The organism is Ancylobacter lacus (assembly GCF_018390635.1).
Classification (GTDB): Bacteria; Pseudomonadota; Alphaproteobacteria; order Rhizobiales; family Xanthobacteraceae; genus Ancylobacter; species Ancylobacter lacus.
This window is the reverse complement of the sequence record NZ_JAHBGE010000072.1, coordinates 146,994-163,187: the sequence shown is the minus strand read 5'-3', so window position 1 is coordinate 163,187 and position 16,194 is coordinate 146,994. Positions and strand designations below refer to the sequence as shown.

Below are 16,194 nucleotides of genomic sequence, written 5' to 3'. Positions count from 1 at the left end.
GCCGCGCAAGCGGGACATGTCGGCTCACCGTTCAGGGCATCCCGAATCTTCCCGGCCGAAGCGAAGTCGGGCAGCGTGCCGAAGGGCGTATCGCCCGTGGCGACCAGCTCGCTGAAGATGATGCGCCGCGCGCCGCGGCTGCCCGCTCACGCGGAGAGCGGTGAATCATGTCTCGGGATGGCATGGGCGAGGCTGGAGCGGGTGAAGGGAATCGAACCCTCGTCATCAGCTTGGAAGGCTGTTGCTCTACCATTGAGCTACACCCGCAGTCGCCATGACCGGACATTCTGCGGCAGAGGACGTGGTGGGGGAGGTAGGACTCGAACCTACGAAGGCATAGCCAGCGGATTTACAGTCCGCCCCCTTTGCCGCTCGGGACACTCCCCCAAGTCGTACGTGACGACTTCACTTCTCGACGTCTCGGTCGACCTGCCCGCCGCATTCACGCGACGGCGCCTGTCGACTGCCCGGAGACCCGGCCCGGCAATGGTCGCCGAGGCAGGTGAACCGTGAGGGCGGGTTTATGGTGAGGTGCCCCTGCCCTGTCAACCCCGGCACGGCTCTGTCCCCAGCCGGATCCGTCCGCCGTGTTACCGTCGAAATTGCCAATCGCCTCCCGGCGTGACAAGAACCGCGCATGAGCGAGCGCCCGCCACGTCCCACCCGTTCTGCCGACCGCAAGGGTTCCGGCGGCTTCCAGCGTCGAGCGGCCGGCGGCGGCCGCGATCGGCCGGCGGCCCGCCCCTTTGGCGAATGGCCCGGCGACGTCGCGATTCTCTACGGCTGGCACAGCGTCGCCGAGGCGTTGCGCAACCCGCGCCGGCGAATCCGCCGGCTGCTGGTCACGGAGAACGCGGCCAAGCGCCTCGCGGAGGAAGGCATCGCACCGCACCCGGCCGCCGAGATCGTCCGCCCCGGCGAGATCGACCGTCTGCTGGAGCCGGATGCGGTCCATCAGGGCATCTTCGCCGAAGCCGACCCCCTGCCCTCGCCCAGTCTGGAGGAAGCGGCGCGCTGCGACCTGCTGCTGGTGCTCGACCAGATCACCGACCCCCACAATGTCGGCGCCATCGTCCGCTCCGCGGCGGCACTGCGGGTCGGCGCCATCGTCACCACCGCCCGCCACAGCCCCGCCGCCACCGGTGTGCTGGCCAAGAGCGCCAGCGGCGGCCTGGAACACGTGCCGTTCTGTTTCGTGCCCAACCTCGCCCGTGCTCTCGATGAGCTGAAGAAGCGCGGGGTGCAGGTGGTCGGCCTCGACAGCGAAGGCCCCGCCGACCTCCTGGACACCGCCCTGCGGGCGCCGCTGGCGCTGGTGCTCGGGGCCGAAGGCAAGGGCCTGCGCCAGCTGACCCGGCAGACCTGCGACACCCTCGCGCGGATCGACCTGCCGGGCGCGATCGTCAGCCTCAATGTTTCGAACGCCGCGGTGCTCGCCCTGCACATCGCCCGCCGCGCCATCCGCACTACGGCCGGTTGAGGCTGAAGGTTTTACGACCAATTACCAATCGTCAGAACGGCAGCTTTTCGCCAAGCTTCCGAACATAAGCGCATGGAGTCTGAGTAATTCCGCGCAAAAGCCGGAACCTTGCCGCCTGTAGTGCGCGGTTCCGGGAGGAACGAACCGGGTGGAGGGCAGCCCGAAAGGCTTCCCCGACTCGCTGAATGGATTCGGCCGGCTCTGCGTCGATGTGAGGGTCCGCGTGCGCTTTTCCATGCGCATCGCCGCGGTCTCGCACCGGGCGCACGCCCGCGAGGATAAACGAGGGGAAGGGAAGCAGCACATGAGCGTATCAGCCAGCGGCACCGCGGCGCCGCCACCCATGACGCGGGAAGAGAGGAAGGTGATCATCGCCTCCTCCGCCGGCACGGTCTTCGAGTGGTATGATTTCTATCTCGCCGGCTCGCTCGCGGCAAACATCGCCGCGACCTTCGTGCCCGGCAGCAACGACACCGCAAAGTTCATCTTCGTGCTGTTCGGCTTCGCGGCGGGATTCGCGGTGCGCCCGTTCGGCGCGCTGGTGTTCGGCCGGCTGGGCGACCTGATCGGTCGCAAATACACCTTCCTCGTCACCATGACGCTGATGGGCATCGCCACCTTCGTCGTCGGTCTGCTGCCCGGTTACGACACCATCGGCTATGCCGCGCCGGTGATCTTCATCCTCTGCCGGCTCGCCCAGGGCCTTGCGCTCGGCGGCGAATATGGCGGCGCCGCGACCTACGTGGCCGAGCATGCCCCGCATGGACGGCGCGGCTTCTACACCTCGTGGATCCAGACCACCGCGACGGTGGGTCTGTTCCTGTCCCTGCTGGTCATCCTCACGCTGCGCCTGTCCATGACGCCGGAGACCTTCGCGGCCTGGGGCTGGCGTGTGCCGTTCCTGCTGTCGATCATCCTGCTCGGCTTCTCGCTCTGGATTCGCCTGCAGCTTGCGGAATCCCCCGCCTTCCAGAAGATGAAGGACGAAGGAACCCGCTCCAAGGCGCCGCTTACCGAAGCGTTCGGCAAGTGGTCGAACGCCAAGATCGCGCTGATCGCCCTGTTCGGCGCCACCGCCGGCCAGGCCGTGGTGTGGTACTGCGGCCAGTTCTACGCGCTGTTCTTCCTGACGCAGACCCTCAAGGTCGACGGCACCACGGCGAACCTGCTGATCGCCTTCGGCCTCCTGCTCGGCACGCCCTTCTTCGTGTTCTTCGGCTGGCTGTCGGACAAGATCGGGCGCAAGCCCATCCTCATCGCCGGCTGCCTCATCGCCGCGGCGACCTATTTCCCGCTGTTCGAACTGATCGCCCGCACCGCCAATCCGAAGCTTATCGCGGCGACCAGCGAGGTGAAGATCGAACTCACCGCCGATCCCGCGAGCTGCGGCACGCTGTTCGATCCGGTCGGCGTGCGCGTCTTCACCCGGCCCTGCGACGTGATCCGGCGCACGCTGGCAACCAACTCGATGCACTACACGCTGCTGCCGGGCGCCGCGGGCAGCCCCGTTGTGGCAACCGTCAACGGCACCGACGTTCCCACCGCGGACAACACCGGCGCGGCACTGGTGGCGGCGGCGCAGGCGGCGGGCTATCCGAAGGCCGGAGACCCCTCGATCATCAAGCAGCCGAGCATTGGCGGCGTGCTGAGCGACAGCCGGTCGCTGACCCTGATCGGCCTGCTCTTCGTTCTCGTGCTCTATGTCACCATGGTCTACGGCCCGATCGCGGCGCTGCTGGTCGAGCTGTTCCCGACCCGCATCCGCTACACCGGCATGTCGCTGCCCTACCACATCGGCAATGGCTGGTTCGGCGGCTTCCTGCCGCCCACAGCCTTCGCCATCGTGGCCGCCTCGGGCAACATCTTCTCCGGCCTGTGGTACCCCATCATCATCGCGCTGATGACCGTGGTGATCGGGCTCATCTTCCTGCCCGAGACCAAGGACCGGAACATCGAAGACTGGCACTGACGCCAACCGCCTCCGTCAAATGAAAACGGCCCCGCGCGAGCGGGGCCGTCATGCTTCATTGAGAGCGAACCGCCGCAGCGGCCGGCGCTCAGATCGCCGCGACGACGACGATCTCGACCTTGTATTCCGGCGTCGCCAGCGCAGCCTCGACAGTCGCGCGGGCCGGGGGGTGGCCCGGGGCGACCCAGCCTTCCCAAACCGCATTCAGCTCGCCAAAGGTGGCCATGTCGGTGAGATAGATGGTGGCGGCGAGGATCTTGGTCTTGTCCGATCCCGCCGCGGCCAGCAGGCGATCGATCTCGGCGAGGATAGCCGCCGTCTGGGCGGCAACGCCGTCGCCCTTCGCGACCTGGCCGGCGAGATAGACGGTCGAGCCGTGAATCACGGCCTGGCTCATGCGCGGGCCGGTCTCAATCCGGGTAATGCTCATCTCTCATCTCCAAACAAAATGCCGGCGGAGAGGTCTCCGCCGGCGCCACACCACGGTCGCAGACGTCACTGCGCCGACGGCATCGGCTTCAGCGTTCCGATGTTGAAGATCTGGACGCGGCGATTGATCGGGTCGTCCGGATTCTTCGCGTTCTGCAGCGCTTCCTGGCCGAGGCCGACGGCCTCGAGACGCGCCGGGTCCACCCGGTACAGGGTGACGAGCGCATCGACAATGGCCTGCGCGCGCTCCTGGCTGAGCTTCAGGTTATACGCACGGGTGCCGGTGGCATCGGTATTGCCGACGACGGCAAAGCGATAGTTCCACAGGATCGGGTGGTGCATGGCGTCGGCGATGGAGCCGATCGCCTCATAGGATTCCGGGCGGATGATCGCGGAGTTGAGCGCGAACTGGATCTGCACGGTGATCTGCGCCAGCGAGAACAGCTTCTTGACGATCTCCGGCTGGGTCGGCGGGATCGCGGCGTTCTGGGCAACGCTGTTCTGGGCCCAGTTGCGCAGGGCCTGGGCATCGATGACCGGAGAATCGGTGGTCACCGCGGTCAGACCCTGGATGATCTGGCCATAGGAGGTGGCCGTCTGCGCGGAGGCCGGCAGCGACAGCGGGGCGCAAAGGGCGGCGGCAAGGGCCGCGGCACTGGCGAGGCGGATGAGGCTCGACATGGTTGTGATCTTTCCGTGAGCGTGAGCAGCCAGACCGTCAGTACCAGCCGGCATCGAGCAGCACCTGCTTGCAGGTACCCTTCACGACAGCCTTGGAATCGACCAGGCAGCTGAGGATGTTGCCGTCGCCGGGAGCCACGCCGGAGCAATAGGCGCGAATGTCGGCATTGCAGGCCTTGTAGGCATCACCCTGCGCGGCCACCCGCTTGTTGATCGAGGCGAAGACGGCCGAGAAATCCGCGAAGCACTGCGGGGGCACATCGGCCTGATGGGACTTGAGACAGTCCATGATCTTGCCGGTGCCGATGTTTTCCTTCGAGCAGTACTTCTCGATCGAGGGCCCGCAGCTCTTGGCGATCAGCGCGCCGGCTTCGGCGTAGCTCAGGGTCTGGGCGCTGGCGCCCATGGTCAGGCCGGCCAGGATCATTCCTGCCAGCAGCATCAGTCGTGTCATGATTGTCCGCCCTCCATGCGCGAGACGATGTCCGGGCCCCACCGCCGTAAGCCTGGCGGAACCCGCTCCGGCTTACGCCGGGATGCCTTCCTGTTGCAGATCATACCTCCCGACGCAACACGGGATTTTGAAGCAAATCAGTCATACTCGACAACCGGTTGCCTGCCGCCGCAGGTCTTGCTAGGTCGGGGTGGCGCATGGGTCTATCACGGCTGCGGGGCCGCGATTTGCGAATAGAGGACAAGCGCGGCATAAGACATGCCGATCAGGCGCCCGGGCCGGGCGCGGTTCGGCACATCAAGGAAAGGCACCCGATGTCCGGTGCCGCAGGAGCCGGCTTAGCACAGCGGTAGTGCAGCGGTTTTGTAAACCGAAGGTCGGGGGTTCGATCCCCTCAGCCGGCACCAATTCCCCGTCACGAACGCAGCCGGCCTCATCGTCATCGCGGCGCCCGGGGGGTGCCGCGGAGAGGTTTGCTACAGATGCCGTGCCGCGATGCGGCGGGCAGAGGCCACGATGCCGCGGAGGACATCGCGCGGGGACTTACCGGGTCGCGATCAGCATCATCACCGTCGCCCCGCCGCCGCCGGTGAGGGCCGCCGCATTGAGCGTGACCGCGAGACGATCGCCCTTGGCAATCCTGTGCGCGCTGGAAACCGAGGGATCCCAGCCCGGCGTCAGATAATTGACACCCGACGAGCCCGTCGTGATCTGCACGTTGAAGGCCGGCGAACCGATCGTGGCCCCATTGATCGACGGATACACCGACAAGGTGCCGGAGCTGACCGGAGCGGTGAGATAGACGAACAAGCCCACGAGATAGCCATCCGTCGGCGAGGGCAGCGCGGTATAGGCGGTGGTGGGGTCGTAGACCAGCCAGGCCGGGCTGCTGCTTGCCGACGCCACGTTCGACAGGAACCAGGGCCCCGCCGTTTCGGCGCTGTTGAACTCGATCCGGTCACCCGCGCTCGCCGCATAAAGCCGCACATAGGCGTCGGTCGACTGCATCGCGATGACCGGCGGCAGGAGGATCCGCCCCTCATTGGCGGTCTGGACCGCGCGGAACTGGCCCGAGGCGTTGCCGGTCGAATTGCTCACCCGCAGGGCGCCCGTTATGGACACGCGCGCCGAGACATTGGCCAGCAGACCATAGGCGACGCCGGCGCCGGCGAAATCGACGGTCTGGAATTCAAGCGTGTCGATGACGACCGTAGCGCTCTCCCCCGCCACCGCGATGAGGTCGGAGGATGGGGCAACCGATGCCTTCTCAAAGCGGAGCATGCCGATCGACAAATTCGGACAGCTTTCCAGCAGCAGCACGCGATTGATCGCATCATTGACTTCGATCGAATTGATCCTCAGGCCGGTCTGGGCACCGACGCGGAACGCGCACCCCGCCGAAGCCGCGCGGTGGGGAGCCTTGATATAGACCTTGTCGATCACGCCCGCCGGCGCTCCCGCGGCCACGCCGGAATTGAGATTGAAGACCCGCCCGACACAATTGGTCTGCGACTGGAGGCTCGTAATTTCATAGCCCCAATAGGGCGCCCGAAACGACGTGCTGTCCGGGTGAACGCCGAGCAGATCATAACCGTTCTCGATGCTCAACTTGCACCTGAACGAGAAAGAATAGCAGCCATCACCCAAATTCGTCGTTGGCTTGAAGGCAATCGCTATTGAATATACATCCGTATCGGATTGATTTTCATATCATTTAAATGAAACCGAAACCCTCTGAAATGACAATCACACCTAGAACCGAAACAACAGCATAATTGATAGAGTAAAGATCGCCGAACGCGCCAACGACGAATTAAGACATTCGCTGATTTACTAAATCGCAGATTAATGCAATAATCTTTATGAAGATGACGACCACCGACAAGCCGGACACCCAACAATTCGATGGAAGCGTTGGAGCCTCGCGCGGCTGACGATCAGTAACGTCTAGAATTGTCAGGGTAAAGACGATCGGCCAACCCCCGCCGAGACAGGTGGATGGGGACACTACCGGCCGGGCAGCCCCGCGCGTCCGGCCCTGCAAAGCCGAAGCCCGGGCGGTAATTCGATATTGGCACCGCCGATGCGCGGGATCCCCGTTCGGTTACCCGCTCGCGCCCACCAGAAAGCGCTCGCATGTCGCTCCCACGCCAGCCACCGCCTGAGGCCCCATGGCGTCGCGGCCTTTCCCGCAGGAAAAGGCTGGCGCGACAAAATGTCACGAATTGATCTATTTCCTGTCGCCCGCCTGTTACACCCGGCCGACGGCAACCGCGCCGAGCACCCAACGCGGCCCTCTCTTCCCCCGGTAAAGAGCGCGGAAGCCGAAATCTCGACTTCTTTCCGGTATCTTGTTCCGGTTTCTCGTCTTTTCCTGATCTGGCATTCTCCGATCCGGGAGCGGATGGGGGCATTTAAACTTGGGGACCGACCGTCTGCGGCGGGGTGGCGCCGCTGCGAATCACCCTAAACTCTTGCCCGTAATGCGGAGGGCGAGATGAAACCGGAATGGCAGGCGCCGATCAGCGTCGTGGGCGTGACCAGCATCTGCCTGACCTATGTGTTCGTGGTTCCCGGTGTGAGCGCCCTCGACCTGTGCACCGGCGCCGGCCTCGGCGCGTCCGCGATGTGGGCCCTGACCGAATGGGAGGCGCGCCAGCAGCGCCGCACCACCGACAAGGGTGCCGCCACCGGGTCGGGGGAGGGCGCGCTGTCCATGTCTTCCCGCCTCGCGGCGCTTCGCGGCCATGCCTCCTCCCTGGTCGGCACGCTGGTCCAGGCCGGCGCCGTTCGCGTCGCGCGGATACGTCCGCAGGCGAAGCCGCTCCCGGCCGCCGAAAAGGGCGGGATTCGGCGCGCACGGCCGGCGGGCACCCCGGCAGCGGGCGCGGCCACACGGCAGGCGCCCCGTCGGCGCCCTCTCATTGCCGCCCAGGTCGCCGCGAATGCGGGCGAGCCGAACGTGGTGAGCGCCCCGCCCGCCGAGACCCCGGCCTCGCCGGCGCCGGCCGAGCGGGCTTACCGTCCCGCGGCGGATGTGTTGCCCCGGCTCGAGCTGGACATGACCGGGGCGACTGCCACCCCACCCCAGAGCACCCGCCCTCCCCGCATGGCGGAGGTGCCGGACGAAGCGTTTTCCTTCGCTCCTGTTCGGCCCGCGCCGGAGGCCTTGGCGCAGATACCTGCGTTCGAGGCGCCCGGCGCTTCGGCGGATGATGTGGCGGCTGAGGACGACATGGCCTTTGAGGCGGCCCTCCGCGAGCTGGAGCGTCAATCCACGCCCGCGGCCCGTGAGGAGCGAAAGGCGGAGCTGACCGCCACGGCGCCCATCCTCGCCATAGACATTTCCGGGGACACCCCGGCGGCGGCGGCGGACATCCGGCCGGCCGAAGCCGTTCGCCGGGAGGTGCCGGCGCCGCACGCACAAGCCGGCCGCCACAGCCAGCCCGCCGCGGCCAGCCGGTCGCCGGAGCCGCCCCTCCCCGAGGCCGCGCCGGTGCCGCGCCAGCCCATGGCGGCCACGCGCCGTTCCGTCCGGCTGCTGGAGGAGACCGCGTGGACGGTGGCTCCCGCGAACGATGCCGGGCCGGTCGCGGTGCAGAACGAACAGCTGGTGCAGAAGATCGCCGAAGATCTGATCATTGCTCTGGCGGAACGCGAACGCGCCCGCGACGAGGACGCCCGCTTCGGTGCGGCGGCGGAGGGAGACGGCGGCGCGGCGCACGAGCCGCCGGTGTCGCTGGAAGACCTGCCCTTCAAGCTGGAGATTCCCGATATTGTGCGGCAGGCGCTGGCCCGCCACACCGAGGCCGCGCCGGAGCGTCACTCCGCGCTCGCCGCCCAGCGCAATCTTGCTCCCATGCCGCTCGAGCTGGGACGCCGCGAGCGCATCCGCCAGGAGCTGGAGCGCCAGCAGGCCGAGAGGCGCCTGAAGCGCGAGCGGATGGAGGCGGAACAGTCCGCCTACGATCGGGACCATGACGGCGCGGGGCATGCGCCTCAGGCCCGCCCGGCCTCGCCGATGCCGATGCGGCGCGTCGCAGATCGCAGCGGCACATCCGGCCCCAACCGCGCCTGAGCGGGGCGGCAACCATCTGCCGTCGCAACCACGCCTGGCACCGGCTTGATATGGTGTTGGCCACAGGTTAGCCTTATTCGAAGGTGCCGGCGTCAGTGTCGATGGCGGCGATCACGAGCGTGGAAGCTCTCGCCTGCGGGAACGCAGCGGGAGCTTTTTTGCATGGATGCGTCTGCCATGTCCGACGAAGGCTCCGTCTGGAGCGATAGCCCCCTGCCGATCGGCGTCCTGTTCTCGCAGACCGGCGTCACCGCCTCCGTGGAGCGCACGCAACTGCTGGCGACACGCCTCGCGATCCGCGAGATCAACGCCGCCGGCGGCGTCGCCGGGCGCGAGCTGGTGGAGGTCGGCGAGGATTGCCAGGCCAATCCCAAGCTGTTCCGCGCCGAGTCGATCCGCCTGCTCGACGAGCAGGGCGTGCGCCTCATCTTCGGCTGCTACATGTCGAGCACCCGCAAGGCGGTGCTGCCGGTGATCGAATCCCGCAACGCTCTGCTGGTCTATCCCACGCTCTACGAAGGCTTCGAATATTCACCGAACTGCATCTATACCGGTGCCACGCCGAATCAGAACTCGCAGCCACTCGCACGCTATATTCTGGAAAATCACGGCCCGCGCATCCTGCTGATCGGATCGAACTACATCTTCCCCTATGAATCCAACCGCATATTTTCTGACCTCGTGATCGAGGCGCGCGGCAAGATCCTCGACGAGATCTATGTTCCGCTCGATCCCTCGCCCGCCGATTTCGACCGGGCCCTGAACCAGATCCGCCGGCTCGCACCGGACGCTGTGTTCTCCACGGTGGTCGGCTCCGGCACGGCCATGTTCTACGAGGCCTATCGGCGGGCCGGCTTCGATCCCGCCCGCACCCCCATCGCCAGCCTCACCACCAATGAGGCGGAGGTGGCGGAGATGTCGGCCGCGGCGGCCGAAGGCCACTTCACCGCCGCGCCCTATTTCGAGACGCTGGCGACGGCGCGCAACCGGGCCTTCCTCGCCGCCTATCGCCGGCTTTTCGGCCCGGACATTCCCGTGACGGCCGCAGCCGAGGCCGCGTATTTCCAGGTTCATCTGGTGGCCGCCGCCGTCGCCCAGGCCCGCAGCCTCGACCGCGCCCGCATCGTGGAGGCATTGGCCCGGGTGGAGTTCGACGCCCCGCAGGGCATGGTCGCCATCGATCCGACCAACAACCACACCTTCCTGTGGCCACGGGTCGCACGGCTCGACGCCGCCAAGCGCTTCGAGATCGTGTGGGACCCGCACCGGCGGATGAAGCCGGACCCCTATTTCGTGTCGTCGGCGCTGGACGACTGGTCCCTCGCCCCCCAAGCCGCGAAGATCGATTGACGCCATGGCGATGCCACCGCTGAAAAGCCTCAAGGGCTTGCCGGTTCTCGTCGTCCACCCGCCCGACGCCGACGGCCGCACCTTGATCGAGCACCTGCGCCGTATCGGTTGCCACGCCGAGGCGGCCTGGCCGATTCCACGCGAGGTGCCCGCCAAGGTGGCGGTCATGTTCCTGTCGATCGACCACGAATACCGCACCGACATCATCCGCCTCGCCCGCGGCGTCGAGGGCATTCCGCCGGCCATCATCGCCATTGTCGACTACGAGAACCCGCGCACCCTGGAAGTGCTGTTCGACATCGGCGTGCTTGCCGCGATGGATCGCCCCATCCGACCCTTCGGCGTCCTGACCAACCTGCTGCTGGCGCGCGGCCTGTGGCAGGAAAAGCAGGAGCAGCAGAAGCGGCTGAACAAGCTGGAACGCCGGGTTTCCAGCCTCCAGCGCATCCAGAAGGCCAAGGCGATCCTGATGGCGATCCACGGCATCGGCGAGGAGGCCGCCTATGAGACGATCCGCCAGCAGGCCATGTCGAAGCGGGTCTCGATGGACGAGATCGCCACCTCGATCATCAACGCAAACGAGCTCTTGCATTCGCCAAAAATCGGTGGTTAGCTCAAATCGCGTTCAGTTTTGAACCTGCCGAAACATTCGGCACCGCGGTTTTGACAGTGCTGTCATACCGCATTGGCTAGGTAGCCCGAGCCGCCCCTCCGAGGGGGCGTCCCGGGCTTTTTGTTTTTCCGGGCTCGACAGGGTGGTCGACCCGACACGCCACAACCAGCGCGGTCGCCGCGCCGCGATTTCCCGACGCGCCCTCCCCGGCGCGCGGTTCCGGCTGCGCGTCCCGCCGTCTCCCTTCCGGTCCCCCGAGGAAACCCATGTCGATCAACCGTCGTCATTTTCTCACGGCCTCCGCGGCCATCGCGACGGGAGCCATCGCCGCTCCCACCGTCTTCAGCCGCGCCGCCGCCGCCGCCGACAGCATCAAGGTCGGCGTGCTGTTCTCGCAGACCGGCGGGCTCTCGATCGTCGAGCGCTCCCTGACCGACGCCACCCGCATGGCCATCGCCGAGATCAACGCCTCGGGCGGCGTGCTCGGCAAGCAGGTCGAAGCGGTGATCGAGGACGGCGCGTCCGACCCCAAGACCTTCAACGAGAAGGCCTCGAAGCTGGTCATCCAGGACCGCCTCCCCACCGTCTTCGCCTGCTACACCTCGGCGAGCCGCAAGGCGGTGCTGCCGGTGTTCGAGAAGCGCAAGGCCGCGCTGTTCTACCCCACCTATTACGAAGGCTTCGAGTGCTCGAAGAACGTGGTCTACACCGGGGCGGTGCCGAACCAGCAGCTTTCCAACTTCATTCCCTGGATCATCAAGACGCTCGGCAAGAAGAAATTCTTCATCGTCGGCTCGAACTACATCTATCCCCGCGAGATGGCCAAGGTCTCCAAGATCCTCATCGAGAAGAACGGCGGGGAATGGGTCGCTGACGAATATCTGGAGCTCGGCCATTCGGAATGGGGCTCGATGGTCAACAAGATCAAGAGCTCGGGCTGCGATGTCGTGCTGTCCAATGTCGTCGGTGACAGCGTCATCGCCTTCTACCGCGAGTTCAAGAACCAGGGCCTCAGCCACGACAAGCTGCCGATCTGCGCCACCGTGACCTCGGAAATCGAGATCGCGGCGATGGGGCCGGAATATGCCGTCGGGAGCTACACCTCCTTCCCCTATTTCCAGGCGATCGACACCCCGGCGAACCTTGCCTTCGTCGAGCGCTACCGCAAGTTCGTCAACGATCCCAAGGCCGTGACCCATCACGCGCTCGAATCCTCCTACTTCCAGGTCTACCTGTGGAAGCAGGCGGTCGAGGCCGCCAAGGACACCTCGGCGGCGGCCGTGCTCGGCGCCATCGGCGGGCAGAGCTATGCCGCGCCCGGCGGCAAGGTGACGGTGGAGAAGGAAAACCTGCACACCGCGCTCACCCCGCGCATCGCCCAGTGGCAGGCCGACGGCCAGGGCAAGATCGTCGACGCCTATCCCGAGCCGGTCTTCCCGCTGCCTTATGTGGCCTATGGCGAGACCCAGCAGAACCTGTTCTGCACCCCCGCCGGTCTCGACGCCGCCAAGCTCAAGGGCTGAGCCGCCATGGCGGCCGGCCCGACGCGCCGGCCGCCCTCTCCCCTGTCGCCGCCGCGGAGTTCCGCTCGCATGCTCGACACCATTTTCATCGGCCTCAGCCTCGGCTCCGTGCTGCTGCTCGTCGCGCTCGGCCTCGCCATCACCTATGGCGCCATGGGGGTCATCAACATGGCCCATGGCGAGATGGTGATGCTCGGCGCCTATACGGCGGTGATGACGAGCCTGTATCTCGGGCTCGGCCTCATCGCCGCCATGCCGGTCGCCTTCCTCGTCACCGCGCTCATGGGCCTTGCGATCGAACGGCTGGTGGTCCGGCGGCTCTACGGACGGCTGCTCGACACGCTGCTGGCGACCTGGGGCGTGGCCATCCTCATCCAGCAGGCGGTCCGGCTGTCCTTCGGCCTCGCCTTCGCCGGCATCACCATAGCCGGGCTCGGGCCGGGGCTGCAGAATGTCAGCCTGCCGGAATGGCTCGGCGGGGTGTTTTCGGTCGCCGGCTCGGAGATCAGCGTCTACCGCTCCTTCATCATCCTGGTGTCGCTGCTGCTGGCAGCTCTCACCTGGTTCCTGATGTACCGCACCTCCATCGGCATGCAGCTGCGGGCCATCATGCGCAACCCGCAGATGGCCGCCGCCTGCGGCATCGACACCAACCGCATCAACGCCCTCGCCTTCGCCTATGGCTCCGGCCTCGCCGGTGTCGCCGGCGTGCTGATGGCCGGGTTCAAGACGGTGTTCCCCGACATGGGCACACCGATGGTGGTGGACGGCTTCCTCGTCGTGGTGATGGGCGGCGTCGGCAGCCTGGTCGGGTCGATCCTGTCGGCGGGCATTCTCGGCCAGATCAACGGCCTGACCGCCGCGGTGAGCAACGACATCATCGCCCGCGCCGTGGTCTTCGCGGTGGTCATCGCGGTCATCGTCTGGAAGCCCAAGGGGCTGTTCTCCTACAAGGGACGCTGAGATGCGGCTCACCAAATCCGGGCTGAACACCGCGACCTATGTCGCCTTCATCGCCCTCATCCTCGCCGCGCCGCTGGTGTTCGATCCGTTCTGGCTCAACCGGCTGTCGAAATACCTCGTCTTCGGCATGCTCGGCGCCGCCATCGCGGTGTCGTGGGGCTATGCCGGCATCCTCAATCTCGGCCAGGGCCTGTTCTTCGGCCTCGGCGCCTACGCCATCGCGATGTCGTTGAAGCTGGCGAGCGCCACCAGCCTCGCCCAGGGATCGGACACCCCGATCCCGGACTTCATGCTGTGGAACGCGGAGCCGGGGGCACCCACCGAGCTCTGCTGCATCACCAAGGGCTCGTTCCTCTGGATTCCGTTCCAGAGCCCATGGTTCGGCATCGCCATGGGGATCGTGGCGCCGGTGGCGATCGCCTTCGGGCTTGGCATGGTGGTATTCCGCAAGCGTATCTCCGGGGTGTTCGTGTCGATCATCACCCTGTCCGTCGTGCTGCTGATGCGCCTGCTGCTGGTGCAGGCCCAGCCGCTCACCAACGGCTTCAACGGGCTGACCGATCTCGGCTATCTCACCGTCCTCGGGCTCGAATTCGATCCCTACATGCCGCAGACCTATTACCTCGTCGCCATCAGCCTCGCGCTGGTGCTGGTGGGCGCCCGGCTGCTGGTGGAGACCCGCTCCGGCCTGATCCTCCAGGCGATCCGCGACGACGACCGCCGCGCCCGGTTCCTCGGCTTCGACGTGCCGCGCTACCAGACCTTCTTCTTCTGTGCCTCCGCGGCGATCTCCGGCTATGCCGGCATGCTCTACGTGATGGCCTCGGAGTTCGCGTCTCCGACCTTCATGGACCTGTCCTTCTCCATCACCATGGTGGTGTGGGCGGCGGTCGGGGGGCGCAACTCCATCCTCGGTGCCTGCATCGGCGCGATCCTCATCAACATGATCGAGGCCACGGTTTCCGAGACCCCGGCGCTGATGGAAGCCTGGCGCGTCGTCATCGGCCTCGCCTTCGTCTTCGCGGTGCTGTTTCTCCCGCGCGGCCTCGCCGGCCTCGCCGCGGGTCTGCGCGACTGGCTCGTGGCACGCAGCGAGGGCGCGCGCCCGCACGCCGCCCCGATCCCCGCCGCCGAGGAAAGGGGCCGGGCATGATCCAGAACCCGATCGGCGCCCCCGCCTCCGGCGCCGCCCTGACCATAGACGGACTGACGGTCGACTTTGCCGGCTTCCGCGCGGTCGACACGGTGTCGACCGTCGTCGAGGCGGGCGAATTGCGGGTGCTGCTGGGCGCCAACGGCGCGGGCAAGACAACGCTGATGGACCTCATCTCCGGCAAGACCCTGCCCACCGCGGGCCGGGTGTTCCTCGGCGAGCGCGAGATCACCGGACTGGAGGAGCACCGCATCTCCCAGGCCGGGCTGGGCCGCAAGTTCCAGATCCCCAGCGTGTTCCGCGACCTCACCGTGCGCCGCAACCTCGAGGTGGCGGCCTGCCGTAACCCGGGCGTCTTCGCCAATCTGCGGCTCGGCTTCTCCCCGGCGCAGACCCGGCGGGTGGAGGATATCCTCGATCAGGTCGGCCTCGTGACGCGCCAGGAGGACGACGCCGGCAGCCTCAGCCATGGCGAAACCCAGTGGCTCGAACTGGGCATGCTCATGGCGCAGGACCCCAAGGTCATCCTGCTCGACGAACCCACGGCCGGCATGACCGAGGCCGAAACCATGAAGACCGCCGCCATCATCAAGGCGATGCGGGGCCGGCACACGCTGGTGGTCGTCGAGCACGACATGGCCTTCGTCAAGGAAATCGCGAACCGCATCACGGTCATGCATCTCGGCCGCGTGCTGGCCGAGGGCAGCGTGGCGGACATCGAGGCCAATGCCGAGGTGCGCGCCGCCTATCTCGGCGCCAAGGGAATCCGCTGATGCTGACGCTGGACAGGGTCGACAGCTTCTACGGCCGCAGCCACATCCTGCACGGGCTCAGCCTCGTCGTGCCGGAGCGGGCCATCACCGCCATCGTCGGCCGCAACGGCACCGGCAAGACCACGCTGCTGAAGACCATCATGGGGCTGACCGACCGCATCGCCGGCCGGGTGGCCCTGCGCGGGCGCGATCTCACCGCCGAGCCGACCTTCCGCCGTGCCCGCGCCGGCATCGCCTATGTCCCGCAGGGACGCCAGATCATCCCGGACTTCACCATCCGCGAGAACATCCTGATGGGGGGCTTCGCGACGAGCGGCCGAAGCGGTCGCATCCCGCCGCTGGTGCCGCGCCTGTTCCCCTATCTGATGGAGAACCTCGACCGGCCGGGCGGGGTTCTCTCCGGCGGCCAGCAGCAGCAGCTCGCCATCGCCCGGGCGCTCGCCGCCGAGCCCAGCGTGCTGCTGCTCGACGAGCCGACGGAGGGCATCCAGCCCAACATCGTCGAGGACATCCAGAACATCGTGGTCCGGCTGAACGCCGAGGAGGGCCTGACCATCGTCCTCGTCGAGCAGAACGTCGCCTTCGCCCGGTCCGCCGGCCACCATTTCGCCATGCTGGAGAAGGGCCGCGCCGTTGCCAGCGGCCCGATCGACCAGCTCACCGACGACCTCATCCACCGGCACATCGCCGTCTGAACCTTATCCAACGCGCGCAGCAGCGCCCTGCAG

At 66.8% G+C, this 16,194-nt stretch carries 14 protein-coding genes and 3 tRNA genes; 11 read left to right on the top strand and 6 right to left on the bottom strand.

Translation table 11 applies throughout. From position 1 onward, the window contains the following. Positions 1–193 precede the first annotated feature (193 nt). Together KHC27_RS17910 and KHC27_RS17905 are read right to left on the bottom strand one after the other, a co-directional pair. A tRNA-Gly gene (locus KHC27_RS17910) sits at positions 194–267 on the bottom strand. A gap of 35 nt (positions 268–302) precedes the next feature. Beyond that, positions 303–387 (bottom strand) — tRNA-Tyr (locus KHC27_RS17905). 250 nt (positions 388–637) lie between these two features. On the opposite strand from KHC27_RS17905, the gene KHC27_RS17900 reads away from it, so the two are divergent. Together KHC27_RS17900 and KHC27_RS17895 are read left to right on the top strand one after the other, a co-directional pair. After that, entirely contained in the window at positions 638–1,480 is an 843-nt protein-coding gene (locus KHC27_RS17900) for a TrmH family RNA methyltransferase (RefSeq protein ID WP_213340752.1), read from the top strand. 304 nt (positions 1,481–1,784) lie between these two features. Continuing rightward, positions 1,785–3,449 (top strand): MFS transporter, encoded by a 1,665-nt coding sequence (locus KHC27_RS17895; protein WP_213340751.1) that lies wholly within the window; start codon positions 1,785–1,787, stop codon positions 3,447–3,449. An 88-nt stretch (positions 3,450–3,537) separates the two neighbouring features. Here KHC27_RS17895 and KHC27_RS17890 read toward each other — a convergent pair whose 3' ends face one another. From KHC27_RS17890 to KHC27_RS17880, 3 genes are all read right to left on the bottom strand, one after another. Beyond that, positions 3,538–3,879, bottom strand: coding sequence for a RidA family protein (locus KHC27_RS17890; protein WP_213340750.1), 342 nt, complete (start codon positions 3,877–3,879; stop codon positions 3,538–3,540). Between the two features lie 65 nt (positions 3,880–3,944). Continuing rightward, positions 3,945–4,559: an OmpA family protein gene (locus tag KHC27_RS17885; protein ID WP_213340749.1), complete on the bottom strand. Its 615-nt coding sequence runs from the start codon at positions 4,557–4,559 to the stop codon at positions 3,945–3,947. Between the two features lie 37 nt (positions 4,560–4,596). Then, the gene (locus KHC27_RS17880) at positions 4,597–5,013 is read right to left on the bottom strand and encodes a cysteine rich repeat-containing protein (protein WP_213340748.1); all 417 of its coding nucleotides are present in this window, start codon (positions 5,011–5,013) and stop codon (positions 4,597–4,599) included. Positions 5,014–5,345: 332 nt separating this feature from the next. On the opposite strand from KHC27_RS17880, the gene KHC27_RS17875 reads away from it, so the two are divergent. Next, positions 5,346–5,420 (top strand) — tRNA-Thr (locus KHC27_RS17875). A 136-nt stretch (positions 5,421–5,556) separates the two neighbouring features. Here KHC27_RS17875 and KHC27_RS17870 read toward each other — a convergent pair. Then, positions 5,557–6,621 (bottom strand): hypothetical protein, encoded by a 1,065-nt coding sequence (locus KHC27_RS17870; protein ID WP_213340747.1) that lies wholly within the window; start codon positions 6,619–6,621, stop codon positions 5,557–5,559. 1,501 nt (positions 6,622–8,122) lie between these two features. On the opposite strand from KHC27_RS17870, the gene KHC27_RS17865 reads away from it, so the two are divergent. From KHC27_RS17865 to urtE, 8 genes are all read left to right on the top strand, one after another. Further along, positions 8,123–9,091 (top strand): hypothetical protein, encoded by a 969-nt coding sequence (locus KHC27_RS17865; RefSeq protein ID WP_213340746.1) that lies wholly within the window; start codon positions 8,123–8,125, stop codon positions 9,089–9,091. Between the two features lie 177 nt (positions 9,092–9,268). Next, positions 9,269–10,441, top strand: coding sequence for a transporter substrate-binding domain-containing protein (locus tag KHC27_RS17860; RefSeq protein ID WP_246520045.1), 1,173 nt, complete (start codon positions 9,269–9,271; stop codon positions 10,439–10,441). Between the two features lie 4 nt (positions 10,442–10,445). Beyond that, the gene (locus KHC27_RS17855) at positions 10,446–11,054 is read left to right on the top strand and encodes an ANTAR domain-containing response regulator (protein ID WP_213340744.1); all 609 of its coding nucleotides are present in this window, start codon (positions 10,446–10,448) and stop codon (positions 11,052–11,054) included. 266 nt (positions 11,055–11,320) lie between these two features. Then, positions 11,321–12,577, top strand: coding sequence for an ABC transporter substrate-binding protein (locus KHC27_RS17850; RefSeq protein WP_213340743.1), 1,257 nt, complete (start codon positions 11,321–11,323; stop codon positions 12,575–12,577). 69 nt (positions 12,578–12,646) lie between these two features. Then, complete coding sequence (gene urtB, locus KHC27_RS17845; RefSeq protein WP_213340742.1) at positions 12,647–13,540, top strand: urea ABC transporter permease subunit UrtB; 894 nt, start codon at positions 12,647–12,649, stop codon at positions 13,538–13,540. 1 nt (position 13,541) lies between these two features. Next, on the top strand, positions 13,542–14,693 hold the full coding sequence (gene urtC / locus KHC27_RS17840; protein ID WP_213340741.1) for an urea ABC transporter permease subunit UrtC: 1,152 nt from the start codon (positions 13,542–13,544) through the stop codon (positions 14,691–14,693). Then, on the top strand, positions 14,690–15,466 hold the full coding sequence (urtD, locus tag KHC27_RS17835) for an urea ABC transporter ATP-binding protein UrtD (RefSeq protein WP_213340740.1): 777 nt from the start codon (positions 14,690–14,692) through the stop codon (positions 15,464–15,466). Before urtC ends, urtD begins: the two co-directional genes overlap by 4 nt. Continuing rightward, entirely contained in the window at positions 15,466–16,161 is a 696-nt protein-coding gene (gene urtE / locus KHC27_RS17830) for an urea ABC transporter ATP-binding subunit UrtE (protein WP_213340739.1), read from the top strand. The genes urtD and urtE overlap by 1 nt, the downstream gene beginning before the upstream one ends. Positions 16,162–16,194: the final 33 nt, after the last annotated feature.

What these genes read in the sequence shown, in the direction of transcription:
- KHC27_RS17880 (WP_213340748.1), bottom strand. Translation starts at nt 5,013, where the DNA reads ATGACACGACTGATGCTGCTGGCAGGAATGATCCTGGCCGGCCTGACC.
- urtD (WP_213340740.1), top strand. Translation starts at nt 14,690, where the DNA reads ATGATCCAGAACCCGATCGGCGCCCCCGCCTCCGGCGCCGCCCTGACC.
- urtB (WP_213340742.1), top strand. Translation starts at nt 12,647, where the DNA reads ATGCTCGACACCATTTTCATCGGCCTCAGCCTCGGCTCCGTGCTGCTG.
- KHC27_RS17890 (WP_213340750.1), bottom strand. Translation starts at nt 3,879, where the DNA reads ATGAGCATTACCCGGATTGAGACCGGCCCGCGCATGAGCCAGGCCGTG.
- urtC (WP_213340741.1), top strand. Translation starts at nt 13,542, where the DNA reads ATGCGGCTCACCAAATCCGGGCTGAACACCGCGACCTATGTCGCCTTC.
- KHC27_RS17855 (WP_213340744.1), top strand. Translation starts at nt 10,446, where the DNA reads ATGGCGATGCCACCGCTGAAAAGCCTCAAGGGCTTGCCGGTTCTCGTC.
- KHC27_RS17900 (WP_213340752.1), top strand. Translation starts at nt 638, where the DNA reads ATGAGCGAGCGCCCGCCACGTCCCACCCGTTCTGCCGACCGCAAGGGT.
- KHC27_RS17885 (WP_213340749.1), bottom strand. Translation starts at nt 4,559, where the DNA reads ATGTCGAGCCTCATCCGCCTCGCCAGTGCCGCGGCCCTTGCCGCCGCC.
- KHC27_RS17865 (WP_213340746.1), top strand. Translation starts at nt 8,123, where the DNA reads ATGGCGGAGGTGCCGGACGAAGCGTTTTCCTTCGCTCCTGTTCGGCCC.
- urtE (WP_213340739.1), top strand. Translation starts at nt 15,466, where the DNA reads ATGCTGACGCTGGACAGGGTCGACAGCTTCTACGGCCGCAGCCACATC.
- KHC27_RS17895 (WP_213340751.1), top strand. Translation starts at nt 1,785, where the DNA reads ATGAGCGTATCAGCCAGCGGCACCGCGGCGCCGCCACCCATGACGCGG.
- KHC27_RS17860 (WP_246520045.1), top strand. Translation starts at nt 9,269, where the DNA reads ATGTCCGACGAAGGCTCCGTCTGGAGCGATAGCCCCCTGCCGATCGGC.
- KHC27_RS17850 (WP_213340743.1), top strand. Translation starts at nt 11,321, where the DNA reads ATGTCGATCAACCGTCGTCATTTTCTCACGGCCTCCGCGGCCATCGCG.